Raw genomic sequence first — 23,611 nt, 5'->3', positions numbered from 1 at the left:
CGCCAGGCCGACGATGGTCGCCGCCCAGTCTTCGTTGATCGACCGCATGTTTTCACACTAAACCTACATGGAATCAAGGTAAAGGGGGTCCGCAGTCATCGGGGTAGCCGGTTTACACCGGTCGGCTTTCGTGATGGATTCGGGCAATGACCGTACAAGGGACGTGCGACCCCAGGTTCTCCCAGGTCGCAGAGGAGTTCGATCGTAACCTCGCGCTTCGCGGCGAGGTCGGCGCGTCGGTGTGCGTGGTGCTCGACGGTGAGATGGTCGTCGATCTCTGGGGCGGCCAGGCCGCGCCCGGCGTCCCCTGGCTGCACGACACCATCGGCCATGTCTGGTCATGTACGAAGGGCGCCACGGCGCTCTGCGCGCACATGCTGGCCGCGCGCGGTGAGCTGGATCTCAATGCCCCCGTCGTCCGCTACTGGCCCGAGTACGGGGCCCACGGCAAAGAGGCGACGCTGGTCAGGCATCTGCTCTCGCACCAGGCGGGGGTTCCGGTGTTGCGCGAGCCGCTGGCGCCCGGGGCGTTCTACGACTGGAAGCTGATGGTCGATCGGCTGGCCGGCGAGCGGCCGTTCTGGGAGCCGGGCAGCCGTCACGGTTATCACGCGCTGACGTTCGGGTTCCTGGTCGGCGAGGTCGTCCGCAGGGTGAGCGGGCGCTCGCTCGGCACGTTCTTCCGCGAGGAGGTGGCCGAGCCGCTCGGCCTGGACTTCTGGCTGGGCCTGCCGGAGGAGCAGGAAAGCCGGGTGGCGCCCACGATCCCCGCCGACCCGCCGTCGGACCCGCCCATGTTCTACGTCAAGGCGTTCACCGATCCCGCCTCGATTCCGGGGCTGCTGCTGGCCAACGAGGGCGGCTACATGACGACGCCCGGCGAGTCGGACAGCCGCCAGGCGCACGCGGCCGAATACGGCGCCGTCGGCGCGGTGACGAATGCCAGGGGCCTGGCGGGCATGTACCGGCCGCTGTCCCTCGGGGGTGGCGAACTCGTGACCGAGGAGCAGCTGGCCGTCATGGGGCTGACCGCCTCGGCCGGGACCGACGCGGTGCTGGCCGTGCCGACCCGGTTCTCGACCGGGTTCATGAAGGCGGTCGACAACAGGTACCTGCCGCCCGCCGACAGCGAGGGCGCGCTGCTGTCGGCGACCGCGTTCGGGCACGCGGGCATGGGCGGCTCGCTCGGCTTCTGCGACCCGGCGGCCCGGCTGGCCTTCGGCTACACGATGAACAAGCAGGGCATCGGACTCGGCGTCAACCCGCGCGGCCAGGCCCTGGCGGACGCCACTTATCGGGCGCTCGGTTACCAGCAGGTGCATGGAGGAATTTGGTACGCGCCGAGGGATTAATCGCGCGATACCCTGGCTTGTCATTACGCATTCCAGGAGCGAGCGGCATGTTCTTCGGTATCACGGATCTCTCGACCTATGTCCTCGGTGCCTTCCTCATCATCCTGCTGCCGGGCCCCAACTCCCTGTACGTCCTGAGCGCGGCCGCCCAGCACGGGGTGCGGCACGGCTACCGGGCCGCGGCGGGCGTCTTCGTCGGTGACACGGTTCTCATGGCGTTCACGGCCGCGGGCGCGGCGTCCCTGCTGCGCTCCAGCCCGGTGCTGTTCAGCATCGTCAAGTACGCGGGCGCCGGCTACCTGGCGTGGATCGGCTTTCAGATGCTGCGGAGTGCCTGGCGCGCCTGGCGCTCCCGGCCCAGCACCGCCGACGCCGCCCCGGCCAAGGCCGTTGACGCGGAAATCCCGGGCAGCCGCCTCCGCCCGTTCCGCAAGGCGTTGACGATCAGCCTGCTCAACCCCAAGGCGATCCTCTTCTTCGTCTCGTTCTTCATCCAGTTCGTGGACCCTGGCTACACCGCGCCGGTGCTGTCGTTCCTCATACTGGGCGCGATCATCCAGGTCTTCAGCCTGCTCTACCTCACCGCGCTCATCCTCGGGGGCACCTTCCTGGCCACCCAGTTCCGCGCCCGCAGAAAACTTAGCGCGGGCTTGACCTCGGGTGTCGGCGCCCTGTTCCTCGGTTTCGGGGCCAAGTTGGCGACCACTTCACTGAGCTGAAACCGCTTCTACGGCGGGGCTCAAGCGAGCTCTGGTTGAGTGACGATCGGCGGCGGCGCGCCACCCGCGCCGCACCGAGTCGGACAGCCACAAACTCATGGAACGTGGCAAAAGAGGCAGTGGCATACCGATTCGTCGGGTACGGTAAGCCACCGGCAGACCCGGAGTAACCAATTCGTAATCTCCACCGGTCCGTCCGGGAAGCCTGGTCTCCCGAAGCTCGGGTAGTTCGCTGATCGTCGGCCAATTTGCGGAGCAGTCGTGAATCACCCTCCCGTAACCCTGCCGCGTCTGACCGCTCTTGTGCGACAGGCGGTGCCTCGGCTGCTCGAAGGCGTGGTCGCGCCGCTCGCCGTGTTCTACGCCGCCCTGGCCGTGCTGGGGCTCAACGGGGCGCTGGCCGCGGCCGTGTCCTGGGTCTACCTCGGCGTCGCCTGGCGGCTGATCAGGGGTATCCGGGTGCCCGCCACGATGATCCTGGCCGCGATCGCGATCACCGCGCGCGCCGCCGTGGGCTTCTGGACCGGCAGCTGGGTGGTCTACTTCATCCAGCCGGAGCTGGGCACGCTCTGCATCAGCGTGGCCTTCCTGGCCTCGGTACGGCTCAACAGGCCGCTCGTGCAGAAGCTCACGCTCGACTACATCCACCTGCCGTCGGCGGTGCTCAAGCATGAGCGGGTCCGCAGGTTCTTCGCCAGGATCACGCTGCTGTGGGCGTTCGTGCTGATGGCCAACTCGACGGTGAGCATCTGGCTCGCGCTGCACGAGTCGCTCAGCACGTTCATGCTGCTCCGCACCTCAGTGGTGGCCGTGATCAGCGGTCTCGCGATCGCCTTCTCGATCTTCGCCTTCAAGCGCCTCCTGCGCCGGTTGCACGTGGCCCACGCCTGACCGTTCGGCCAGCAGGAACGCCCCGCACATCGCCATCACCAGCCCGGTCAGCGTGCCGAACAGCTCCACCAGGCCCACCACGCCGGTCATCTTCGCCCCGAGCGGCCCGGCGGTGACCGTGAGGATCATCGCGTACAGCCCCCAGCCGAACATGACGCCCGTGCCGAGCCAGCCCACCACCAGTGGCGGCCAGAACGCCCCGGAGCCCCGGCCTCTGACGAGGAGGACCAGCGCGAGCCCCGCCCCGAGCGCGAGCAGGCCCTTGAAGCCGTCCTGCAGCACCTGATCCGGCGCGGCGTTACCGGCGGCCCAATACAGGCGGGTCGCGCCGAGCACGGCCGACACCGGTAGCGCCCCTCTGGCGACGACGGTCTGGAACGACCTGGTCGGGCTCACGTAGCCGTACCCAAGGGCTGTGGAGAAGACGACGGGCCACCGGTCCCGGGCGTACAGGACGAACGCCACCATCAGCCCCACGCCCTGCCCGATGAACCCGCCGTAGACCATCATGTACACCCAGGGCGCGATGGGCCCGTCCGTCACGAAGATCGACGGGCCGGAGACCAGGACGCTGACCGGCACCGTGACGATTACCACCGACAGCAGGCCGGTGCCGACCCAGAGGGGCAGCAGCACCAGCCAGGCGGGCAGCCGCATGCCCCGCCGCGTGGTGAACGCCAGCGCCAGCAGCAGCGCGACCGCGTCCATGCCGAATGTCATCACGTTCAGCCCGACCATCGCCGGATCGTTCATGAACGCCGGGTCGGAGACGCCCACCGGACGGCCGGTCAGCCAGAAGATCTTCAAAGTCAGGTACGGGAGCATGGCGGCCATCGCCACGACCGCCGCCGTGATGCGGCCGATTCCGGCCTTCTGGGGAGTCATGTGCCCACAGTGCGCCTCGCCACCCCGGCCATCCCTCCCGCAGCGGAGGGATCCGCCTCACCCGTGAGGGGGAACCCGGCGTCCGGATGGGAGTAGGGGAACTACCCTGACGAAAGTCAGGGTGGTGCTGGATAAACCATCCCCGGTGGTGTTAACCCCACCCCAAAGCCGCCCACCCACACTCCTGTGCTGGTAGCGGCGACCCGCTTTGATCGAAGAGTGTCGCCCGGAGGTCGTATGACCGCCCCTGACGAAAGTCGGGGGTCATGTGTGCCGATCGACTGATGTGCCGTGACCTGCGGAGTTTCTAGCTTCAAAAGGTGCGCGCCCTGACCCCTATCGGGGTGGGGCACGCGTTCGACCGGGGTGATCCCCGATGTCCCACGGCACCTCACACAGACACGCTGTGAGGGCGCCTCAACGATCGGAGTACACGCAATGTCGCACGCCATTCTGGAACTGGTCCAGCAGGTGATGTCGTCACCTTGGCTGTACGTGGCGCTGTTCGCGCTGGCGCTCCTCGACGGGTTCTTCCCGGTCGTGCCGGCGGAGACCGCGGTGATCACCGCGGCCGTCTTCGCCGCCTCCGGGCAGACGAACCTGGCGCTGGTGATCGTGGTGTCCGCGCTGGGCGCCTTCGCGGGCGACCATGTCTCCTACCTGATCGGTAAGAAGTCGGGCGGGCGGCTGCGGCACCGCAAGGCGTTCGTGTGGGCCGGGAACGCGCTGGCCGAGCGCGGCGGGATGATCCTCGTGGCCGCTCGCTACATCCCCGGCGGGCGCACCGCGACCACGTTGACCATGGGCGCCGTACGCCATCCGCTGCGTTCCTTCACCTTCTTCGACGCGATCGCGGCCGCCTCGTGGGGCCTGTACTCCGGCCTGATCGGCTTCTTCGGCGGGATGGCCTTCGAGAACGACCCGATCAAGGGACTGCTGCTCGGCCTGGGCATCGCCCTGTCCGTCACCGGCCTGGTCGAGGTCATCCGGTGGGCGCGGAAGCGACGCGCCACCCAGGCTTCCCCGGAGCGCCTTCCGGCGGACACGTCTGTTTGACCTCGCCCGGTAACCATCTGTTTGAGAGGAGTGGGCATGACTGTCCTGGCCGCCGTTATCGCCCTGGTCGGTTCCCTATTCTTCGCGCTCGGCGCCGCGCTTCAGCAGTTCGAAGCGGCCGGTACGACCAAGCCCACCCTGCTCATGCTGTTGCGGAGGCCGCGCTGGCTGCTCGGCGGCCTGTCGATCCTGTCCGGCGGCGGCCTGCACATCGTCGCCCTGGGCCTGGGCCCGCTGACCGTCGTGCAGCCGATGGGGGTGGCGAGCCTGCTGTTCGCGCTGCCGATCGCCGCCGCGCTGCACGGCCGCCGGCCCTCACGCAAGGAACTGAGCGCCGCGGGTGTGGTGGCGGCCGGGCTGATCGGCCTGGTCCTGCTGGTGCCCGCGGCCGAAGGCCCGACGTACCTGAGCCCGAACGGCGTACTGACGCTGCTGGCGGTCGCCGGCATCGCGTCGGTGCTGCTCTGGGCGGGCTCGAAGATCGCCTCGCCGGCGGGCCGGGCGGCGCTGCTGGCCACCAGTTCGGGCGTGTTGTACGGCGCCACGGCCACGCTCATGCGGGCGCTGGTCGACGGCTCCTGGAACTGGTGGTACCTGCTGGCAATGCCGGTGCCCGCGCTGCTGGCGCTGATGATGCTCCAGCGGGCCTACGCCGTCGGCCACTTCGGCGTCTCCTTCGCCTCGCTGCAGATCGCCGACCCGCTCACGGCGGTCGCCTTCGGCGCGCTGCTGCTGGGCGAGCCGCTGCCCTCCGGACTGGCCCCGATCGCGGCGGCGGCGCTGACCGCGGCGGGGACCTTCGCACTGGCTCGCACCACTCCGCTGGAGGCGCGCCACTGACCTGCCCCCGAACCACCTACCCCCACCACCTACTCCCGCACCGGCCTTCCCCAGCCGGTCGGCGATCATCTTTCGACTGGAGTCCCCTGTCATGGTCATGCCCCTGCGCACCACCGCCGCCCAGCGCCCCGAGCTCGCGCCCGCCCCCGCGCGTCCGCGGCGCATCCTGATCTCCACCGACACCTACCCACCCGATGTCAACGGCACCGCCGTCTTCACCTACCGCCTGGCCAGCGGCCTGGCGGCGCGCGGCAACGAGGTGCACGTCGTCTGCCAGTCGGACCAGGGCCCGGCCACGGCCGACGTGGTCGACGGCGTGGTGGTGCACCGGCTGCGCTCCGCGCCCCTCCTGGTCCACCCCACGATGCGGGTCACCGTCCCCACCCGGCTGGACTGGCTGATGAACGCCGTCCAGCCCGACGTCCTGCACTCCCAGGGGCATTTCGTGGTCGGCCGGGCCGCCATCGCCGCCGCCCGCCGCCGCCAGGTGCCCATCGTGGCCACCAACCACTTCATGCCGGACAACCTCTTCCAGTTCGGCCACATCCCCGACCGGCTCCGGCAGAAGGCCGGTCAACTGGCCTGGCGCGACTTCGCCCGGATCTTCGACCGTGCCGACCACATCACCACGCCCACGCCGCTGGCCGCCAAGCTGCTGGCCGACCAGGGCTTCGCCCGCGAGGTGGAATCGGTGTCCTGCGGCATCGACCTGGCCCGCTTCTACCCGCACGCCGAGCCCAAGGCATGGGCCCGCAAGCTGTTCGACCTGCCCGACCGCCCCACCGCGCTGTTCGTCGGCCGCCTGGACGAGGAGAAGCGCCTCGACGAGCTCGTCCGCGCGCTGCCGTACGTGCTCAACGAGACCGACGCGCAGATCGCGCTCGTCGGGCAGGGCAACCAGCGGCCGGAGCTGGAGCGGCTGGCCGAGCGCATCGGGGTCCGCGAGCGGGTGTTCTTCCTCGGCTACGTGCCCGACGAGAACATGCCGCAGGCCTTCGCCGCCGCCGACCTGTTCGCCATGCCGAGCGTCGCCGAGCTGCAGAGCATCGCGACCCTGGAGGCCATGGCCAGCGGGCTGCCCGTGGTCGCGGCGAACGCCATGGCCCTGCCGCACCTGGTGGCGGACAACGGCTACCTGTTCGAGCCGCGAGACGTCATGTCGCTGGCCCGCCACATGACCACCATCCTCACCGACGACGACCTGCGTGCCCGCCTCGGCAAGGCGAGCCGCGACCTGGCCCTCACGCACGACCACCAGAACTCCCTGGCCCGCTTCGAGAAGATCTATGACGAGGTGACCCGATGACCCGAACGGACCTCCCAGGTCGCGGTGTGGAGCCGGTTTCGGTGACGGTGCCCGTGGTGAGCGCCGTGGCCGGCGCGCTGGCCGCCGTCGCCGCGCTCGGCTACGCGCAGTTCGCGCTGCCCGGTCAGCCGCTGCTGAGCGACTACGCGCTGATCCCCGGCGGGATGGCGCCCGTGCTGATCGGCATGCTCGCGCTGGCCGGATCCTGCCTGTCCCTCGCGTACGCGCTGGCGACCCGCGAGCCCGCCCGCAGCGCGGCCGCCCGGGTACTGCTGCTGGCCGCCACGGCCGGCTTGATGCTGAGCGCGGTCTTCCCCACCGACCCAGGCAACGCGGCGGTCGGCTCGCTGGCGGGTGAGATCCACCGCTGGTCCTCGGCCGTCATCTTCACCACCCTGCCCGTGGCCGGCTGGACCCTGGCCAGGGGCCGCGCGCCCCTGCCGAAGTGGAACCGGGTCAGGGCGCTCAGCGTGACCTCGGTGGTGGCGCTGGTCGCCTATCTGGCCGCGCACCCGGCCGCCTTCACCTCGCCACTGATCGGCGGCGGCGCCTACTACGGGCTGCTGGAGCGCGGCGTGGTGCTGGCCGACATCGCGCTGGTCGTCTGCATGGCCATGACCGCCGTGGAACGGCGCCCCGCAGCCCGGTCAGCGGCACGGCCCGGTCCGGCCGAGCACCCCGAGCATCCCGAGCACCCCGAGCGCCTGGCGGCCTGACGCGCCGGCACGTCGCCTCGCCCGTCAGCCTGCCAGGGGGACGCTCCCCGGCGGTCTGACGCGCCGACACTTCGTCCGGCGTCGAAGGGATTCCGGCCTAGCGTGGGTCCCATGTTCATCACCCGCCATGCCGAAGCCGTATCGGTGCTGGCCGACACCCGTTACGTGCCGCCTCCGGTGCGCCAGGACGCGCCCTACGGGACGCTGGCCTGGCTCCGTTCCCAGGTGTCCCGGTTCAGCACCGGCGAGGTCCACGCCGAACGACGCCGTCTGGTCACCGAACGACTCGCCGCGCTCGACCCGGCCGCGCTGAGACAGGCCGCCACGGCGAAGACGCTGGAGCGGGGCGGCGACTGGCCGGGCGTCCCGACGGCGGTGCTCGGCGCCGCGCTCGGGATCACCGACGAGAAGCGGCTGACGGGAGCGGTGACGGCCGCCGCCGCGGGCTACCTGTCCGGCGAGGCCGGGCCCGAGGCCGACGCCGCGGTGGCCGAGCTGGTCGAGCTCCTGTCCGGCGCGGGCGACCCGATCCCCGGGATCACCATCCTCCTGCAGGCCCACGCCGCCACGACGGCCCTCATCGCGAACGCGCTCACCCACGCCGAACCCGGCGACGACACCGACGACCTGCTGCACGAGACGCTCCGCCACGATCCGCCGCTCAAGGCCAGCCGCAGGCTCGACCGGCAGACGGGCGAGGAGGTCACGATCGACCTGGTGGCCGCCAACCGCGACCCGGCCGTCTTCCAGCGACCCGAGCTGTTCGACGTCTCGCGCGGCCCGACGCCCCACCTGACATTCGGCTCGGGCGTGCGCCCCTGCCCCGCCTCCGCCCACGCGCTCGCCCTGGCGGCCGGCGTGCTGGAGGCGATCCTGCGACCGAAGGACATCCGATGAGCACCGCGTTCCGCGACCTGCACCGGCCGGGCGACCCGCTGCTGCTGCCCAACGCCTGGGACTACGGGTCCGCCGCCATGCTGGCCGCCCAGGGCTTCCCGGCGATCGGCACCACCAGCCTCGGCGTGGCCGCCGTACACGGCAAGCCGGACGCCGCGGGCGCCACCAAGGCGGAGACGATCGAACTGGCCGAGCTGCTCACGGACCTCGGCGTCCTGATCACCGTCGACATCGAGGGCGGCTTCAGCGACGATCCGGCACAGGTGTCCGACCTGGTCGCGGCGCTCGCGGCCCTGGGCGTCGCGGGCGTCAACCTGGAAGACGGCCGGCCCGACGGCACGCTGCGGCCGATCGGGCTGCACCAGCGGATCATCGAGGCGGCCACGGGCCACGGCGTGTTCGTCAACGCCCGGACCGACACCCACTGGCTGAAGACGGGCGACACGCGGGAGCGGGTGAGCGCCTACGGGCACGCCGACGGCGTCTTCGTCCCCGGCCTGCGCGAGCTGGGGGAGATCGCCGAGGTGGTGGCGAGCACGCCGCTGCCGGTCAACGTGCTCTTTTTGCCTGACGGGCCCACGCTGGCCCAGCTCGCCTCGGTGGGCGTCGCCAGGGTGAGCACCGGGTCGCTGCTGTACCGGGCCTCGCTGCACGGGGCGTTGTCTAGCCTGCTGGCCGTACAGGGGAAGACGGCACCACCGGCGCCGACGTACGCGGAGATCGTCGCGATGCTGCCGGGACCGCGATAGCGGAGATCGCCGCGATCTTCGCGGGGCCGCGATAATCGAGGCATGCGCTTCGAAATCCTCGGCCCGGCCCGGGCGCTGGGTGAGGACGGCGAGCCGGTCGCGCTCGGCGGCCCCCGGGTGCGGGGGCTGCTCACGCTGCTGGCGCTCGACGCGGGCCGGGTCGTCGGCACCGAGCGGCTGGCCGCCGCCCTGTACGGCCCGCAGCCGCCCGAGGGCGTGGCCAACGCGCTGCAGGCGCAGGTGTCGAGGCTGCGCCGGGCGCTGGGCAAGGACCGGGTGGAGTTCCACCCGGCGGGTTACCGGCTGGCGGCGGACCCGCAGGACGTCGACGCGCACCGGTTCGAGCGGCTGGCCGGTGACGGCCGGCTCGCCCTCGGCGCGGGCGACCCCCGCCGCGCGACGTCACTGCTGCGCGAGGCGCTGGCCCTGTGGCGAGGCGCGCCGCTGTCCGACGCCCCGCACGCGGAGGCGGCCGCCGCCGGGCTGGAGGAGCTGCGCCTGGCCGCCGTCGAGGACCGTGTCCAGGCCGATCTGGAGCTGGGCGCCCATCGCGAGCTGGTCGCCGAGCTGCGGCGGCTCACGGCCGCCCACCCGCTGCGCGAGCGGATGCGGGCCCAGCTCATGCGGGCCCTGTACGGCAGCGGCAGGCAGGCCGAGGCGTTGACCGCCTACGCCGACGCCCGGCGGATCCTCGACGAGGAGCTGGGCGTCGAGCCGGGAGCCGAGCTGGCCGCGGCGCACTTAGCCGTGCTCAGGGCCGACCCTTCGCTGGCGACCACAGTGGCGACCACAGTGGCGGCCGTGAGCAGGCAGGGCCTGCGCGCCCAGCTCACCAGCTTCGTCGGCAGGGCCGAGGAGCTGCGCCAGGTGGGCGCCCAACTGGAGGCGGCCAGGCTCGTCACGCTCATCGGACCGGGCGGGGCGGGCAAGACCCGGCTCGCGATGGAGGCCGCCGAGCGGACCACCGGTGACGTCTGCGTCGTGCAGCTCGCGCCCGTCACCGACCCCGCCGACGTGCCGAAGGCGGTGCTGGCGGCGCTCGACATCCGTGACACCCGGCTGTCCGGCCACGACCGGCCCGCCGTCGATCCCGTGGCCCGCCTGCTCGCCGCGCTCGCCGACCGCGCGCTGCTGCTGGTGCTCGACAACTGCGAGCACCTCGTCGCGGCCGCGGCCGAGCTGACCGACCTGCTGCTGGCCTCCTGCCCCGCGCTGCGGGTGCTGGCGACCAGCCGCGAGGCCCTGGGCATCACCGGCGAGTCCCTGCTGCCCGTGGCGCCGCTGCGGCTGCCGCCGCCCGACGCCGCGAACCCCCTCGACTACCCCGCCGTCCGGCTGTTCGCCGACCGGGCGGCCGCGGTCCGGCAGCCGGTCGACGAGACGAACCTGGCCCAGGTGGCCGGCATCTGCCGGGCGCTCGACGGGCTGCCGCTCGCGATCGAACTGGCGGCCGCGCGGCTGCGCACGATGTCGGTCGGCGACGTGGCGGCGCGGCTCGACGACCGCTTCCGGTTGCTGGCCCGCGGCAGCCGTACGGCCCTGCCCAGGCACCAGACGCTCCGCGCGGTCGTGGCGTGGAGCTGGGACCTGCTCGACGAGCGGGAGCAGCGGATGGCCAGGCGGCTGACGGTGTTCGTGGGCGGTGCCACGCCCGATTCCGCGGAGCGGGTGTGCGGGCTGCCGGAGGAGGTGCTGTTCTCGCTGGCGGAGAAGTCGCTGGTCGAGGCCGTGGACGGCCGCTACTGGATGATGGAGACGATCCGGGCGTTCTGCGCCGAGAAGCTCGCGGAGTCGGGCGAGACGGAGGTGGTGCGCGAGGCGCACGCCGACTGCTACCTGGCGCTGGCCGTCGAGGCGGACGGCCACATGCGCAAGGCCGAGCAGCTGGAGTGGCTGGCGCGCCTGGACGAGGAGAGCGACAACCTGGCCGCCGCCGTGCGCTGGTCGGCCGAGACCGGCCGGCAGGAGCTGGGCCTGCGGATCCTCGCCCACTCCGCCTACTACTGGTGGATGCGCGGCCACCGGGGCACCAGCGCGAACCTGGCCGACGGGCTGATCGCCGATATGGGCAGCACCCCTCCCGAGGGCCTCGAAGAGGAGTACGCCATGTGCGTGCTGGTCGCGGCCTGGGGCAGGCAGCCGGGCGACGAGCTGCGTGCCCGGCTGGACAAGCTCCGCCGCCTGCTGCCGATCGCCTACCTGCCGACGCGGCTGGAGTCCCTGACGATGATGCTGTCGATGTTCACCGGCCCGCCCGACGACTACGAGAGCCTCCAGAAGCTGGTGGCCCACCACTCCGACACCCTGCCGCCCTGGTCACGGGCCTTGGCGCACTGCGGCTTCGCGTTCATGCTGCAGATCATCGGCCGTGGCGACGAGGCCAGGGCCGAGTTCGAGCTGTCGCTGACCGCCTTCCAGGCCCTCGGTGAACGCTGGGGCGCCACGCTGGCGCTCGGCGGGCTCGGCGAGCTGGCCTATGAGCAGGGTGACTACGCGGCCTCGCGCGACCTGGCCGACCAGGGGCTGCGGACGTCCGGGGAGCTGGGCGCGAAGGCGGACATGGCCGAGTGCCTGTGCCTGCGCGCCGACTCCGTGGCCCGGCTGGGCGACCTCGACGGGGCGCGGGTCGACTATCTGCGGGCCGCCGAGATGGCCCGCCGGATCGGCTCGGGTGACACGATGGCCAGGGCGCACGTGGGGCTGGGCGAGCTGGCGATGCTCCGCGGCGACCGCGACGAGGCCCGCGCGCTCATGGAGCAGGCCCTGGCCGAGTGCCCTGGCGACTGGTACAGCGCGGGAGAGGTCCGCGCCCGCATCCAGGCCGGGTTGACCGAGCTCGGGGAGATCGTCAGCGAGCGGTAGGCGATCGGTCAGCGCCTCCGAACATGGTGGTCCGCATGCGCACCATCAACAGCAAATGGTCCTGTCTGGCCGTCGCGTGCCTGGCCAGCCTCCTCCTCTCGCTCGATATGACAGTCCTGCACCTGGCCCTGCCCAGGCTGGTCGGCGACCTCGGCGCGAACGCCACGCAGCTCCTGTGGATCGGCGACATATACGGCTTCGCGCTCGCGGGCCTGCTCGTCACCATGGGCAATCTCGGCGACCGCGTCGGCCGCAAGCGCCTGCTGCTCATCGGCGCCGCCGCGTTCGGGGTCGCCTCGGCGGTGACCGCCTACGCCCCCAATCCGGAGCTGCTCATCGCGGCCAGGGCGCTGCTCGGCGTGGCCGGGGCGACGATCATGCCGTCGACGCTGTCGATCCTCCGGAACGTCTTCACCGATCCCGGAGAGCGGACCGCCGCCGTCGGCCTCTGGAGTGGGATGAGCGCCGCCGGATTCGCCGTGGGGCCGGTCATCGGCGGGCTGCTGCTCGACCATTTCTGGTGGGGCTCGGTCTTCCTGATCAACGTGCCGATCATGGCGCTGGTGCTGGTCGGCGGCGTTCTCGTACTGCCGGAGTCACGCAACCCCGACGCCGGCCGCGTCGACCTGCCGAGCGTGGCACTCTCCTTCGTCGGCATCGTGACGGCCATCTACGCGATCAAGGAGGCGGCCCACCAGGGGTTCGGGAACGTCGGCGTGCCGGTGGCGGCCGTGCTGGGCGTGGCGTGCCTGGGGCTGTTCGGGTGGCGCCAGACCAGGCTGGCGGAGCCGCTGATCGACGTGCGGCTGTTCAGGAACCGGGCCTTCAGCGCGTCGATCGGCACCAACCTGCTGGCGATCTTCACGATGACCGCCATGTCGCTGATGTCCGCCTGGTACTTCCAGCTCGTGCTCGGCTGGACGCCGCTTCAGTCCGGGCTGGCGAGCCTGCCGGGCGGGCTCAGCGGCGCGATCAGCGGCATGCTGGCGGGCCGGGTCATCGGGCTCCTGGGTAGGAACGGCGTCGTGGCGCTCGGCCTGGCGCTGGCCGCGGGCGCGTTCCTCTGCTACAGCACGTTCGGGCTCGACACGAGCCTGCTCGCCATACTCGCTCCGCAGTTCCTCAGCGGGATCGGGATCGGGTTCGCCTTCACCGTCAACCACGACAACGTGCTGGCCACCGCGCCCAAGGAGCGGGCCGGGGCGGCGGCCGCGGTGTCGGAGACGGCGTTCGAGCTGGGCGGGGCGCTGGGCATCGCCATCCTGGGCACCCTGCTGAACAGCTCCTACAGCGCCGGCCTGCGCCTGCCCGCCGGAGTGCCGGACGAGGCCGCCAGGGAGTCGATCGCGGGCGCGCTGCACACGGCCCAGACGCTGCCCGCGGCCCAGGCCGGGCAGCTCATCGAGGCGGCCCGGGTCGCCTACGTCGAGGCCGTCCAGGTCACGGCGCTGGCCACCGCGGCGATGCTGGCCGTGGTGGCGGTGCTCGCGCTGGTGGGGCTGCGCGGCGTGCCCAAGGTCATTCCCGAGACCGTGTCCGAGACGGCCAGAGTCTGACGTTCACAGGTGCTCGCGCAGGAAGTCCGCTGTCGCGTCGACGGCCAGAGTGACGTACGGCTCCTGGTCGTAGAGGTCGATGTGCTGCTTGGCGTCGACCCAGACGAGCTTCTTGGGCTGGTCGAGCCGCCGGAACGCCTCCTCCGCGCCCTCCGGCGAGCAGAACCGGTCCACCACGCCGTGCACGATCAGCGCCGGTTTGGGCGACAGGAAGTCGGCGCCCATCACGTTGTCCATGGTGATCAGCTCGCGGACACTGGCCCGGGTGACCTCGTTCGCCCAGGTCGCCGACGCGCCGCGCGCGCCACCGTAGTAGGCGTACGGCTCGTCGCCGGGCATGGCCGCCTCGCCCTCCTGCGCCACGGCGGGCAGGTATTCCACCGGGCCGCCGAGGTCCTGACGCTCCAGCACCTCGGTGAACGAGGTCAGGGCCGCCGGGTAGTCCATGCCCGAGCGCATCGCGTAGGGGTTGTTGTACGCCCCGGCGATCCCGGCGAAGACCTTCACCCGGGGATCGAAGGCGGCGAACCGCAGCGCGTATCCCCCGCCCAGGCAGATGCCGACCGCGCCGATCCGCGCCGCGTCCACCTCGGGTCGCGCCCGCAGCAGCGACACCGCGGCCCGCAGGTCGCCCAGCTTGCCCTGCGGGTCCTCGTGGCGGCGCGGCTCTCCGCCGGACTCGCCCCAGTTGCGGTGGTCGAAGGCCAGCGTCGCATAGCCCCGCGCGGTCAGCCGCTCCGCGTAGCGCCCGGTGACCTGGTCACGCACCCCGGTGAAGGGTCCGGTGAACACCAGACCCGGCCACGGGCCCGCTCCCTCGGGCACCCGCAGGTCCCCGGCCAGCACGATCCCGTCAGCGGTGAACTCAACCCTCATATGTCCATGATCTCGCCTTCTGATGGATTATCGGTCTTTGGCGGGTTATGAGCCTTGGGCCGGGTCATGAGTCTTCGGCTGGTTATGAGTCGAAGCCGAGGCCCATCCGGTCGAGTGCGCGCAGCCAGAGGTTGCGCCTGCCCTCGTGCTGGTCGGCCTGCGCGATCGACCACCGGGTGAACTGGATCACCCCGGACCGCACCGGCTCCGGCGGGAACGGGATCGGCTTCTCGCGTACCATCCGCAGGTCGGTCCGCTCGGTACGCTCGCCCGAAAGCAGGTCGAGCATCACGTTCGCGCCGAAGCGGGTGGCACCGACGCCCATGCCGGTGTAGCCGACGGCGTAGGCCAGCCGGCCGGCGTGCGCCTGGCCGTAGAAGGCGCTGAAGCGGCTGCAGGTGTCGATCACGCCGCCCCAGCGGTGCGTGAAGCGCACGTCGGCGAGCTGCGGGAACGTGGTGGCGAAGTGCCCGGCCAGTTTCACGAACGTCTCGTCGCGCTGGTCGTACTCCGGCTTGACCAGGCCGCCGTTGTAGTAGACGGCGTCGTAGCCGCCCCACAGGACACGGTTGTCGTCGGTCAGCCGGTAGTAGTGGAACTGGTTGGCCCCGTCGCCGACGCCCTGCCGGTTGCGCCAGCCCACCTCGGCGAGCTGCGCCTCGGTCAGCGGCTCGGTCATGAGCGCGTAGTCGTACACCGGCACCACGAAGTGCTTGAGCCGCCGCAGCAGCGGCGGGAACACGCCGGTGCCGAGCGCGACGCGGCGGCCGGTGGCGACGCCGTGCGGGGTGCGCAGGCTGATCGTGACGCCGTCGTCGACCAGCGAGCGGACCGGGCTGCGCTCATAGACCCGGACGCCGAGCGACACGCAGGCCTCGCGCAGCCCCCAGGCCAGCCGGGCGGGGTCGAGCATGGCGCAGCCGCTGCGGTCCCAGAGCCCGCCAAGGTAGGTGGGCGAGTTCACCTCGGCCCGGACCTGGTCCTGGTCGAGTGGCACGTAGTCGAGGCCGAGCTCGGAGACGAGATCGAGGTGCTCGTTGAGCGCGTCGAGCTGCCATGGCTCGGTGGCGACGTTCAGCTCGCCGGTGCGCTCGAAGGAGCAGTCGATGCCGTAGCGCTCCAGCGTCCGCTCGATCTCGTCGAGATTGGCCACGCCGAGGCGTTCGAGCCGGTCGATCTCGTCGGGCCAGCGTTCGAGGCCGTTGGGCAGGCCGTGGGTGAGGGTCGCCATGCAGAAACCGCCGTTGCGGCCGGAGGCCGCCCAGCCGATCCTGCGGCCTTCGAGTAGGACGACGTCCTGGTCAGGGTCGCGTTCCTTGGCCAGCAGGGCGGTCCACAGCCCCGTGAAGCCGCCGCCGACCACGACGAGGTCGGCGCTGGTGTCTCCGAAGAGCCGCGGTCGCGGCTCCGGTCTGGCCGGATTGTCCAGCCAGTACGGCTTGCGCTCCGCGTCAGCAAGCGCCTTCAGCGGATCCACACATTCCACTTCCCCACAGTGTCTTCTTCACAATGTTCGTCAGGAATTTTCAGGCACGACGGCGAGCCGTGACCGAGGTGGCGATGGCGATCAGTACCCCGACGCCGAAGATCAGCGTACCCATGACGTTGACCTGCGGCGGGATGCCGGTCTTGACGGACCCGACGATCCACAGCGGGAAGGTGACGGTGGAGCCGTTGACGAAGCTGGTCACCACGTAGTCGTCGATCGACAGCGCGAACGACAGCATCGCCCCGGCCAGCACGCCCGGCAGGATCGACGGCAGCGTCACCTGCCGGAAGGTCCCCCAGCTGGTCGCCCCGAGATCCTTGGCCGCCTCCTCCAGCGCCGGATCCAGCACGATCACCCTGGCCCGTACGGTGACGACGACGAACGACAGCGAGAACAGCACGTGCGAGACGATGATCGTGTTCGCGTCGCGCGGCACGTTGCCCGAGACGAACAGCGACAGCAGTGACGCCCCCATGACCAGCTCGGGCGTCGAGATCGCGGCGAACACCAGGAAGTTCGTCACCCCCTGGCCCCGGAAGCGGTAGCGGCCGATGGCCAGTCCCAGCATGGTGCCGATCACGACCGTGATGAGCGTGCTGACCAGGGCGATCACCAGCGAGTTGCGCAGCGCGACGGTCAGGTCGGAGATGTCGAAGAGCTGGCCGTACCACTTGAGGGTGAAGCCCTGCCAGGTGGTGTTCGACTTGCTCTTCTTGTCGTTGAACCCGAAAAGGATCATCACGGCGATCGGCGACGACAGCCAGACGATGATCAGCCAGGTGTAGACGTGCAGCAGCCGGTCCCCGAGCCCGCGGCCCCTCATCGCGCCGCCGCCTCTAGGACGTTCTCGGTGCCGAGCGCTTTGGCGTAGATGAAGATGCCCACGAGCAGCACGGCCATCAGCGTGAACGACAGTGCCGAGGCCGTCGGGTAGTCGAGGTTCGTCAGATACTCGGTCTGGATGATGTTGCCGATCATCGTGTTGGACGTGCCGCCGAGGATCTGCGCGTTGACGGGGTCCGCCGTGGCGGGCACGAACGTCATCAGCACCCCGGCGAACACCCCCGGCAGCGACAGCGGCAGCACCACCCGGCGGAAGGCCGCCGTGCGCGAGGCGTACAGGTCGTAGGCCGCCTCGATGACCCGCGGATCGACGCGCTCCAGCGCCACGTAGATCGGCAGGATCATGAACGGCAGGAAGTTGTAGGTCAGGCCGCCCACCACCGCGAACGTCGTGGCCAGCACGTGGAAGCCGACGGGCAGCACGCCCCAGCTCTTCAGCGGGCCGAACAGGACGCCGTCGTCGGCCAGCAGGAAGCCCCACGAGATCGTCCGCAGCACGAACGACACGAAGAACGGCAGCAGCAGCAGGAACAGGTACATCGACTTGCGCGCGCCGCCCTTGAAGGCGATCCAGTACGCCACGGGATAGCCGATGACCAGCATCGCCACCGTGGCGAGCCCGCCGTACAGGAGGGAGCGCAGGAGCTGCGGGCTGTAGCGGCTGAGCGCGTCGGTGTAGTTGGAGAAGCTGAACGTCATGGCGAAGCCGTCGATCGCGTTGCCCGTCTGCAACGACACCGACGCCATCGCGGCCATCGGCACGACCAGGAAGATTCCCAGCCACATCCAGCTCGGCAGCGCCAGCAGATAGGGGGTGAGCCGCCTCATCGGCTACGCCTGCGTGATCGACTGGAAGATCGGGTTGAACACCTGCTCCTGCTTGGTGCTCAATTTGGTGTAGGTGCGCAGCTTGGCGTAGTCGGCCTCCGACGGGAACATCAGCGGGCTGTCGACCATGTCCTCCAGCGACTTCTTCGCCTCGCCCGTCGCCTTCCCGGCCTTCTCGCGCAGCAGATCCTGTACGGCCGGCACCGGCGTGACGTACTGGATGAACTCATCCAGTTCGGCGGCGACGGCCGGCTGGTAGAGGTAGTCCATGAGGATGAGCGCGTCGAGCGGGTTGGCGGCGTTCTTGGGGATGAGCATGTTGTCGGTCCAGATCGTGCCGCCCTCCTCGGGCACGACGAACTTGACCGGCTCACCGGCGAGCTGCCGCTGGAAGACGTCGCCCGACCAGGCCATGCTGATCCAGACGTCGCCCTTGGACACGGCATCGATATAGCTCTGGTCGTAATATTTCCGGACAATTCCGGCGTCGCGTTGGGCCTTGAGCTTCGCCCCGGCCTTCTGCCAGTCGGCCTCGGTCGACTTCTCCGGGTCCAGGCCCAGGGCGAACATGCCGAAGTTGGCGATCTCCTGCGCGTCGCTCATCATGCCGACCCGGCCCTTGTACTTCGGATCGAAGAGCGCCTCGATGCTCTTGGGCTCGTCCTTGACGTACTTGGTGTTGTAGGCGATCCCCGTCACACCCGACGTGTACGGCATCGTGTAGACGTTGCCGGGGTCGTAGGCGCGATCCTTGTACTTGTCACCGACGTTGGCCAGGAAGTTCGGCATCTGCGAGTGGTCGAGCGCCGTGACGTAGCCCAGGTCGATCATGTGCTGGAGCTGGACGCCGTTGGTCATCACGACGATGTCGAAGCCGAGCGACTGGCCCGCCCTGAGCACGGGGTCGGCCTTGCCGAAGAACTCGGCGTTCTCCTGGATGACCTCCTTGTACTCGTACGAGATGCCGGTGGCCTGCTGGAACTTCTTCAGCGGCGCCTGGTCCTCGGGCATGTACTCGGGCCAGTTGGCGAAGACCACGCGGCCGTGCTTGGTCTGCTTGGCCCAGAACTCCTTGACGGCGTCGGCCTTGGGCGGCGCCGCCTTCTTGCCCTGCACGCCGCAGGCGGCCAGGGCGAGCCCGGCGGCGGACAGACCGGCGATCCTGAAGGCGTCTCGACGGGTACGGGCTTGGGTCATGCCCCTCAGGAGGGCTGGGTTGATCGAGGGGTCCATGAATCAACTTCCGATCGCATAAGAGTGCTGCGCCCTCCACGACAGCCAGACGGGATCGCCCCGCTCCGCGGTGGTCGTCGAGTCGAGCGCGTTCTGCTGGAACACCGTGATCTCGGCCCCGTCGGCGAGGCTCACGGCGTAACTGTTGTAGGTCCCCAGGTAGACCACCTCGGCCACGGTGCCGGGCACGGCGCTGACGTCGCCGTCGGGCTGCTCCGTCGAGATGGTGATCTTCTCCGGCCGGACGGTCACGGTGACCTGACCGTTCCGCTCGGGCACCAGCACCCGGCCGCCGCCGACGGTCAGCACGCCGCCGGCCGCCGTGCCCGCCAGCAGGTTGGAGGTGCCGATGAACCCGGCCACGAACGCCGTCGCGGGCCGCTCGTAGATCTCGCGCGGCCCGGCCAGCTGCTCGACCAGGCCGTCGTTCATGACCGCGATCCGGTCGCTCATGGTGAGCGCCTCGCCCTGGTCGTGCGTCACGTACACGAACGTGATGCCGACCTCGCGCTGGATGCGCTTGAGCTCGATCTGCATGGCCTGGCGGAGCTTGAGGTCGAGCGCGCCGAGCGGCTCGTCGAGCAGGAGCGCCCGCGGCTTGTTGACCAGGGCGCGGGCCAGCGCCACCCGCTGCTGCTGGCCGCCGGACATCTCGCGCGGCCGGCGCTTCTCCCGGCCGGTGAGATCGACGATCTCCAAGATCTCGCCGACGCGCTGCCTGATCTCCTGCTGCGGCACCTTGCGCTGCTTGAGCCCGAACGCCACGTTGTCCCACACGCTCATGTGCGGGAACAGCGCGTAGGACTGGAAAACCATGTTCACGTCACGCTTGTTCGGCGGGACATCCGTCACGTCCTTGCCGTGCAGCCTGACCACGCCACGCGAGGGGTCCTCGAACCCCGCGACCATCCGCATGGTCGTGGTCTTGCCGCACCCGGACGGGCCAAGGAGCGAGAAGAACTCCCCCTCGGCGATGCCCAGCGTTATGCCCTTCACGGCCTGGACGACCTCGCCGTGCGAGAGGTACTCCTTGACGACGTCATCCAGTTCGATCGCGTTCAACTCGGCCATGTCCCGGCACAGTCCTTAGTCGCCGATGTAGTGCATGACGTGCTTGACCCGGGTGTAGTCATGCAGACCGAACACCGAGAGATCCTTGCCGTAGCCCGAGTGCTTGAAGCCGCCGTGCGGCATCTCCGACACGAACGGGATGTGCGTGTTCACCCAGACCACGCCGAAGTCGAGCCTGTTGGACATGCGCATGGCGCGGCCGTGGTCGGAGGTCCAGACGGAGCCGCTCAGGCCGTACCTGACGTCGTTGGCCTTGGTCAGCGCGTCGGCCTCGTCGGAAAAGGTCTGGACAGTGATGACCGGGCCGAACACCTCGTTCTGCACCATCTCGTCGTCCTGCTTGAGCCCGTCGACGATCGTGGGGGCGAAGAAGTACCCCTTCTCGCCGACGCGGTGACCACCGGTGAGCACCTTGGCGTGCGCCGGGACGCGCTCGATGAAGCCCTGCACCCTGGCCAGCTGGTTCTCGTTGTTGAGGGGGCCGTACAGCGCCTCGTCGTTGGACAGGTCACCGGTCACGGTGCCGGCGGCGGCCTCGGTCAGCGCGGCGACGAACTCGTCGTGCACGCTCTCGTGGACCAGTACGCGGCACGCGGCCGTACAGTCCTGGCCCGCGTTGTACAGGCCCGCGGTGGCGATGTCGCCGGCGGCCTTGCGCAGGTCCTTGACGTCCTCGAAGACCACGACGGGCGCCTTGCCGCCGAGCTCCAGGTGCACCCGCTTGAGGTCGTCGGCGGCGGTCTTGGCCACCGACATGCCGGCGCCGACGGAGCCGGTGATGGCGACCATGGCCGCGGTCGGATGGCCCACGACGAGCGCGCCGGTCTCCCGGTCACCTGTGACCACGTTGAAGACGCCGGCGGGCAGCACCTCGCCGAGGATCTCGGCCAGCTTGAGCGTGGAGGCCGGGGTGGTGTCGGACGGCTTGAGCACGATCGTGTTGCCGGCGGCCAGCGCCGGGGCGATCTTCCAGACCGCCATCATCATCGGGTAGTTCCACGGCGTGACCTGCCCGATCACGCCGATCGGCTCGTGCCTGATCACGCTGGTGTGCTCGGCGAGGAACTCGCCCGCAGTGGGGCCTTCCAGCGTACGGGCGGCGCCGGCGAAGAAGCGGAAGTGATCGGATGCGACCGGGGTCTCGTCCTCGGCCATGCGCGCCCGCGGCTTGCCGGTGTTCAGGCACTCCGCCTCGTTGATCTCGTCGGCGCGGGCGTCGATGGCGTCGGCCACCTTGAGCAGCAGGTTAGCCCGCTCGCCCGGGGTGGTCCGGCCCCATGACTCGAACGCGGCAGCCGCGGCGGCGTAGGCGGTGTCGACGTCCTCGCTGCCCGAGATCGGGGCCTGCAGATAGGCCTCGCCCGTGCAGGGGTCGATGACATCGGAGAATCGGCCGCTCTTGGCGTCCACATACTCACCGTTGATGAAGTTCTGCAGACGGGTCGTCATGCGCTCTCCTTCGTCGGTCGCCTGACCAAGGTGCTGTGCCTATGGATGACCTCGACAAGCTCGGTCATATGACCTCCTGGTGAGGTGGCTGAGATGCCGAGACTCTTACAGAGCACACGCCTCACGACAAGGGATTTCGTGGCGAATATACCAAATTGCTACGAATTCGCTTGACAGAGCGATCAGAACTGACACCATGTCGCACCAGGACGGCAACACCGCGGGAATGCGCCCGCAACGCCGGACCGCTAGGAGGATCCTCGCAATGTCCACGCCGCCCCGCGTACGACGCAACAGTGACGCGCCCTCTGGGCCGTTCGTGCTCGACGATCTCTCCAAGCAGATCATCGAACAGCTGCAGAGCGACGGGCGCATGCCGTACGCGGCGATCGGCAAGGCCGTGGGCCTGTCGGAGGCGGCGGTCCGGCAGCGGGTGCAGCGCCTGCAGGAGGCCGGGGTGATGCAGATCGTCGCGGTGACGGACCCCCTGACGCTCGGCTTCCCACGGCAGGCGATGATCGGGGTGAACTGCGAGGGCGACCTGGAGTCGGTCGCGGACGAACTGGCGGCGATCGACGAGATCGACTATGTCGTGCTGACGGCCGGGTCCTTCGACGTGATCGTCGAGGTGGTGTGCGAGGGCGACGGGCACCTGCTGGAGATCCTCAGCAAGATCCGGGCCATCCCGGCCGTGCGGGCCACCGAGTCGTTCGTGTACTTGAAGCTGCGTAAGCAGACTTACTCGTGGGGGACGCGCTGAGCTGACTGGAGGCGGGGTCTGTACGCCCGCCTCAAGTCATCGTTCGGCTGCGGGTCAGGCGAAGAGTTCCTCTGCCGTGGAGATCAGAGCCGCCCGCTTCAGCCACAGCTCGAGCTGTGCGGCGTCATCGCAGGTCGTGATGTGCTCGCGGTCGCTGTCGGACAACACGATCTCGCAGGCCGCGAGCACCCTGAGGAGCCCCTTGACCATCCCCTTGGTCACGCCCTCGGCGTATCTCCTGGCGTACCTCTTGGCCATCCCCTCGGGATACCCCTGGGCGATCGCCTCGGCGTATCCCTCGGCGATCAAACTCTGGGCGCACGCCTCCTAGTAGAGAGAGTTCTCAGGCAAAGACTTCCTCCACCGTGGAGACCAGAACCGCCCGCTTGAGCCACAGCTGGAGGCGTGCGATGTCGCCACAGGTCGTGATGCGCTCACGGTCGCCGTCGGACAACGTCATCCCTCGAGTCTCGAGCACCATGAGCAGGGATTCGATATCGCCCTCGACACGCCCCTTGGCGAGCAGGCTCTGGGCGTACTCCCCTTGGTAGAGGTAGGTCTCTGTGGCCATGAGTCGCTCCATTTCCTTGTGTGCGTTGCCTTTCAGCGCCACGGTGACATATTCAGCGTAGCGTCGGGCCACCTGCGGATCGAGGCTGTCCAAAGCCTTCGTGAGGGTGGCGAGGATGGTCGCTATCTGCGGATGGCTGCTCTGCGTGATCGCCGAGATGGCCGCCAGCCCGATGTTGCCGACGGCTTCGGCCACATCCGTGATGACCGGGGTGTTGTCGGGCCCGATCACCAACGGGGTGAGAGTCAGGCCGGGATGGCCGGTTTCGATGGGAAGCGACGCCCACTCGGCGGTGCTTCGCTTCGGGCAGATGACGACCAGACAGACGGGACAGTTGTCGCGGGCGCGGAGGTTGGCGATGTAGGCGAGCCAGGACAAGCGCTTCGTCTTGTCCTGCTCCAGTTGTACCTCGGCGATGACGCCCAGCTTGCTCTTGGCGTCATCGCTGTACAGCAGCGCCGCGTCCGCCCGGTAGACGGCCGGTACGCATTCCGACAAGTCGCAGGACACCTGGGCGCCCTTGGACTCGTCGGGTATCGGGAGGGCGAACAGCTCGCGCAGCATCCGCGCCGTAAGTTCGGGGTCGAGAGTAGTGATCCCGACCAGCCCCTCGTGCAATGGGGTGATCATGGCCGAGATATTACTCTACGTAGTCATGAAAA

The 23,611-nt window shown here is 69.8% G+C and carries 22 protein-coding genes; 12 read left to right on the top strand and 10 right to left on the bottom strand.

Features of this window, described 5'->3' with window-relative positions; all coding sequences use genetic code 11:
* Positions 1–146 precede the first annotated feature (146 nt).
* The 3 genes from ACGFJ2_RS10895 to ACGFJ2_RS10885 all read left to right on the top strand — a co-directional run bounded on the left by ACGFJ2_RS10895 (position 147) and on the right by ACGFJ2_RS10885 (position 2,962).
* Positions 147–1,352, top strand: a complete 1,206-nt coding sequence (locus ACGFJ2_RS10895) for a serine hydrolase domain-containing protein (RefSeq protein WP_393466950.1) — start codon at positions 147–149, stop codon at positions 1,350–1,352.
* Between the two features lie 47 nt (positions 1,353–1,399).
* Complete coding sequence (gene leuE / locus ACGFJ2_RS10890) at positions 1,400–2,071, top strand: leucine efflux protein LeuE (RefSeq protein WP_393466947.1); 672 nt, start codon at positions 1,400–1,402, stop codon at positions 2,069–2,071.
* A gap of 261 nt (positions 2,072–2,332) precedes the next feature.
* Positions 2,333–2,962: a VC0807 family protein gene (locus tag ACGFJ2_RS10885; RefSeq protein WP_393466944.1), complete on the top strand. Its 630-nt coding sequence runs from the start codon at positions 2,333–2,335 to the stop codon at positions 2,960–2,962.
* Here ACGFJ2_RS10885 and ACGFJ2_RS10880 read toward each other — a convergent pair.
* Positions 2,870–3,847 (bottom strand): hypothetical protein, encoded by a 978-nt coding sequence (locus ACGFJ2_RS10880; RefSeq protein WP_393466941.1) that lies wholly within the window; start codon positions 3,845–3,847, stop codon positions 2,870–2,872. The two genes, ACGFJ2_RS10885 and ACGFJ2_RS10880, sit on opposite strands and share 93 nt — an antisense overlap.
* Positions 3,848–4,285: 438 nt before the next feature.
* On the opposite strand from ACGFJ2_RS10880, the gene ACGFJ2_RS10875 reads away from it, so the two are divergent.
* From ACGFJ2_RS10875 to ACGFJ2_RS10840, 8 genes are all read left to right on the top strand, one after another.
* Positions 4,286–4,903 (top strand): DedA family protein, encoded by a 618-nt coding sequence (locus ACGFJ2_RS10875; RefSeq protein ID WP_393466938.1) that lies wholly within the window; start codon positions 4,286–4,288, stop codon positions 4,901–4,903.
* Positions 4,904–4,939: 36 nt separating this feature from the next.
* Complete coding sequence (locus ACGFJ2_RS10870; protein ID WP_357943044.1) at positions 4,940–5,743, top strand: DMT family transporter; 804 nt, start codon at positions 4,940–4,942, stop codon at positions 5,741–5,743.
* 91 nt (positions 5,744–5,834) lie between these two features.
* A complete protein-coding gene (locus ACGFJ2_RS10865; protein ID WP_358191808.1) occupies positions 5,835–7,049 on the top strand; it encodes a glycosyltransferase in 1,215 nt (404 codons plus the stop codon).
* Positions 7,046–7,765, top strand: coding sequence for a DUF998 domain-containing protein (locus ACGFJ2_RS10860; protein WP_393466934.1), 720 nt, complete (start codon positions 7,046–7,048; stop codon positions 7,763–7,765). Before ACGFJ2_RS10865 ends, ACGFJ2_RS10860 begins: the two co-directional genes overlap by 4 nt.
* Positions 7,766–7,876: 111 nt before the next feature.
* Positions 7,877–8,662: a cytochrome P450 gene (locus ACGFJ2_RS10855; protein WP_393466932.1), complete on the top strand. Its 786-nt coding sequence runs from the start codon at positions 7,877–7,879 to the stop codon at positions 8,660–8,662.
* Positions 8,659–9,411, top strand: coding sequence for an isocitrate lyase/phosphoenolpyruvate mutase family protein (locus tag ACGFJ2_RS10850; protein ID WP_393466929.1), 753 nt, complete (start codon positions 8,659–8,661; stop codon positions 9,409–9,411). Before ACGFJ2_RS10855 ends, ACGFJ2_RS10850 begins: the two co-directional genes overlap by 4 nt.
* A 42-nt stretch (positions 9,412–9,453) precedes the next feature.
* The gene (locus ACGFJ2_RS10845; protein WP_393466926.1) at positions 9,454–12,273 is read left to right on the top strand and encodes a BTAD domain-containing putative transcriptional regulator; all 2,820 of its coding nucleotides are present in this window, start codon (positions 9,454–9,456) and stop codon (positions 12,271–12,273) included.
* Between the two features lie 35 nt (positions 12,274–12,308).
* On the top strand, positions 12,309–13,829 hold the full coding sequence (locus ACGFJ2_RS10840; protein WP_393466923.1) for an MFS transporter: 1,521 nt from the start codon (positions 12,309–12,311) through the stop codon (positions 13,827–13,829).
* A gap of 3 nt (positions 13,830–13,832) precedes the next feature.
* Here the strand turns inward: ACGFJ2_RS10840 and ACGFJ2_RS10835 are convergent, their stop codons facing one another.
* The 7 genes from ACGFJ2_RS10835 to ACGFJ2_RS10805 form a co-directional block, all read right to left on the bottom strand.
* Entirely contained in the window at positions 13,833–14,705 is an 873-nt protein-coding gene (locus ACGFJ2_RS10835) for an alpha/beta hydrolase (RefSeq protein ID WP_393466920.1), read from the bottom strand.
* A gap of 82 nt (positions 14,706–14,787) precedes the next feature.
* Positions 14,788–16,182 (bottom strand): NAD(P)/FAD-dependent oxidoreductase, encoded by a 1,395-nt coding sequence (locus ACGFJ2_RS10830; protein ID WP_393466917.1) that lies wholly within the window; start codon positions 16,180–16,182, stop codon positions 14,788–14,790.
* A gap of 49 nt (positions 16,183–16,231) precedes the next feature.
* Positions 16,232–17,017, bottom strand: coding sequence for an ABC transporter permease (locus ACGFJ2_RS10825; RefSeq protein ID WP_357943026.1), 786 nt, complete (start codon positions 17,015–17,017; stop codon positions 16,232–16,234).
* Complete coding sequence (locus ACGFJ2_RS10820) at positions 17,014–17,865, bottom strand: ABC transporter permease (RefSeq protein WP_357943024.1); 852 nt, start codon at positions 17,863–17,865, stop codon at positions 17,014–17,016. Before ACGFJ2_RS10820 ends, ACGFJ2_RS10825 begins: the two co-directional genes overlap by 4 nt.
* A 3-nt stretch (positions 17,866–17,868) precedes the next feature.
* Positions 17,869–19,062 (bottom strand): spermidine/putrescine ABC transporter substrate-binding protein, encoded by a 1,194-nt coding sequence (locus ACGFJ2_RS10815; protein WP_357943023.1) that lies wholly within the window; start codon positions 19,060–19,062, stop codon positions 17,869–17,871.
* 39 nt (positions 19,063–19,101) lie between these two features.
* A complete protein-coding gene (locus ACGFJ2_RS10810) occupies positions 19,102–20,169 on the bottom strand; it encodes an ABC transporter ATP-binding protein (protein WP_357943021.1) in 1,068 nt (355 codons plus the stop codon).
* Positions 20,170–20,184: 15 nt separating this feature from the next.
* The gene (locus ACGFJ2_RS10805; RefSeq protein ID WP_357943019.1) at positions 20,185–21,618 is read right to left on the bottom strand and encodes a gamma-aminobutyraldehyde dehydrogenase; all 1,434 of its coding nucleotides are present in this window, start codon (positions 21,616–21,618) and stop codon (positions 20,185–20,187) included.
* Positions 21,619–21,883: 265 nt separating this feature from the next.
* Here ACGFJ2_RS10805 and ACGFJ2_RS10800 point away from each other — a divergent pair, with 265 nt between their 5' ends.
* The gene (locus tag ACGFJ2_RS10800) at positions 21,884–22,378 is read left to right on the top strand and encodes an Lrp/AsnC family transcriptional regulator (RefSeq protein WP_225290547.1); all 495 of its coding nucleotides are present in this window, start codon (positions 21,884–21,886) and stop codon (positions 22,376–22,378) included.
* A gap of 54 nt (positions 22,379–22,432) precedes the next feature.
* On the opposite strand, the gene ACGFJ2_RS10795 is transcribed toward ACGFJ2_RS10800, so the two are convergent.
* On the bottom strand, positions 22,433–22,687 hold the full coding sequence (locus tag ACGFJ2_RS10795; protein ID WP_393466910.1) for a hypothetical protein: 255 nt from the start codon (positions 22,685–22,687) through the stop codon (positions 22,433–22,435).
* Positions 22,688–22,721: 34 nt separating this feature from the next.
* Positions 22,722–23,579 carry a hypothetical protein gene (locus ACGFJ2_RS10790; RefSeq protein ID WP_393466907.1) on the bottom strand — a complete coding sequence of 286 codons (858 nt, stop codon included), beginning with the start codon at positions 23,577–23,579 and terminating at the stop codon, positions 22,722–22,724.
* Between the last annotated feature and the right edge of the window lie 32 nt (positions 23,580–23,611).

This window comes from Nonomuraea sp. NPDC049028, from assembly GCF_043197735.1.
Taxonomy (GTDB): domain Bacteria; phylum Actinomycetota; class Actinomycetes; order Streptosporangiales; family Streptosporangiaceae; genus Nonomuraea.
Note: the sequence above shows the minus strand (reverse complement) of the source record. Positions and strands in the feature narration are given on the sequence as shown.

Bases quoted from the DNA above. Each gene is read 5' to 3' on its own strand.
- ACGFJ2_RS10820 (WP_357943024.1), bottom strand. From the start codon at position 17,865: ATGAGGCGGCTCACCCCCTATCTGCTGGCGCTGCCGAGCTGGATGTGG.
- ACGFJ2_RS10815 (WP_357943023.1), bottom strand. From the start codon at position 19,062: ATGACCCAAGCCCGTACCCGTCGAGACGCCTTCAGGATCGCCGGTCTG.
- ACGFJ2_RS10790 (WP_393466907.1), bottom strand. From the start codon at position 23,579: ATGATCACCCCATTGCACGAGGGGCTGGTCGGGATCACTACTCTCGAC.
- ACGFJ2_RS10865 (WP_358191808.1), top strand. From the start codon at position 5,835: ATGGTCATGCCCCTGCGCACCACCGCCGCCCAGCGCCCCGAGCTCGCG.
- ACGFJ2_RS10880 (WP_393466941.1), bottom strand. From the start codon at position 3,847: ATGACTCCCCAGAAGGCCGGAATCGGCCGCATCACGGCGGCGGTCGTG.
- ACGFJ2_RS10835 (WP_393466920.1), bottom strand. From the start codon at position 14,705: ATGAGGGTTGAGTTCACCGCTGACGGGATCGTGCTGGCCGGGGACCTG.
- ACGFJ2_RS10800 (WP_225290547.1), top strand. From the start codon at position 21,884: ATGTCCACGCCGCCCCGCGTACGACGCAACAGTGACGCGCCCTCTGGG.
- ACGFJ2_RS10840 (WP_393466923.1), top strand. From the start codon at position 12,309: ATGCGCACCATCAACAGCAAATGGTCCTGTCTGGCCGTCGCGTGCCTG.
- ACGFJ2_RS10870 (WP_357943044.1), top strand. From the start codon at position 4,940: ATGACTGTCCTGGCCGCCGTTATCGCCCTGGTCGGTTCCCTATTCTTC.
- leuE (WP_393466947.1), top strand. From the start codon at position 1,400: ATGTTCTTCGGTATCACGGATCTCTCGACCTATGTCCTCGGTGCCTTC.
- ACGFJ2_RS10875 (WP_393466938.1), top strand. From the start codon at position 4,286: ATGTCGCACGCCATTCTGGAACTGGTCCAGCAGGTGATGTCGTCACCT.
- ACGFJ2_RS10805 (WP_357943019.1), bottom strand. From the start codon at position 21,618: ATGACGACCCGTCTGCAGAACTTCATCAACGGTGAGTATGTGGACGCC.
- ACGFJ2_RS10855 (WP_393466932.1), top strand. From the start codon at position 7,877: ATGTTCATCACCCGCCATGCCGAAGCCGTATCGGTGCTGGCCGACACC.
- ACGFJ2_RS10825 (WP_357943026.1), bottom strand. From the start codon at position 17,017: ATGAGGGGCCGCGGGCTCGGGGACCGGCTGCTGCACGTCTACACCTGG.
- ACGFJ2_RS10860 (WP_393466934.1), top strand. From the start codon at position 7,046: ATGACCCGAACGGACCTCCCAGGTCGCGGTGTGGAGCCGGTTTCGGTG.
- ACGFJ2_RS10895 (WP_393466950.1), top strand. From the start codon at position 147: ATGACCGTACAAGGGACGTGCGACCCCAGGTTCTCCCAGGTCGCAGAG.
- ACGFJ2_RS10845 (WP_393466926.1), top strand. From the start codon at position 9,454: ATGCGCTTCGAAATCCTCGGCCCGGCCCGGGCGCTGGGTGAGGACGGC.
- ACGFJ2_RS10850 (WP_393466929.1), top strand. From the start codon at position 8,659: ATGAGCACCGCGTTCCGCGACCTGCACCGGCCGGGCGACCCGCTGCTG.
- ACGFJ2_RS10810 (WP_357943021.1), bottom strand. From the start codon at position 20,169: ATGGCCGAGTTGAACGCGATCGAACTGGATGACGTCGTCAAGGAGTAC.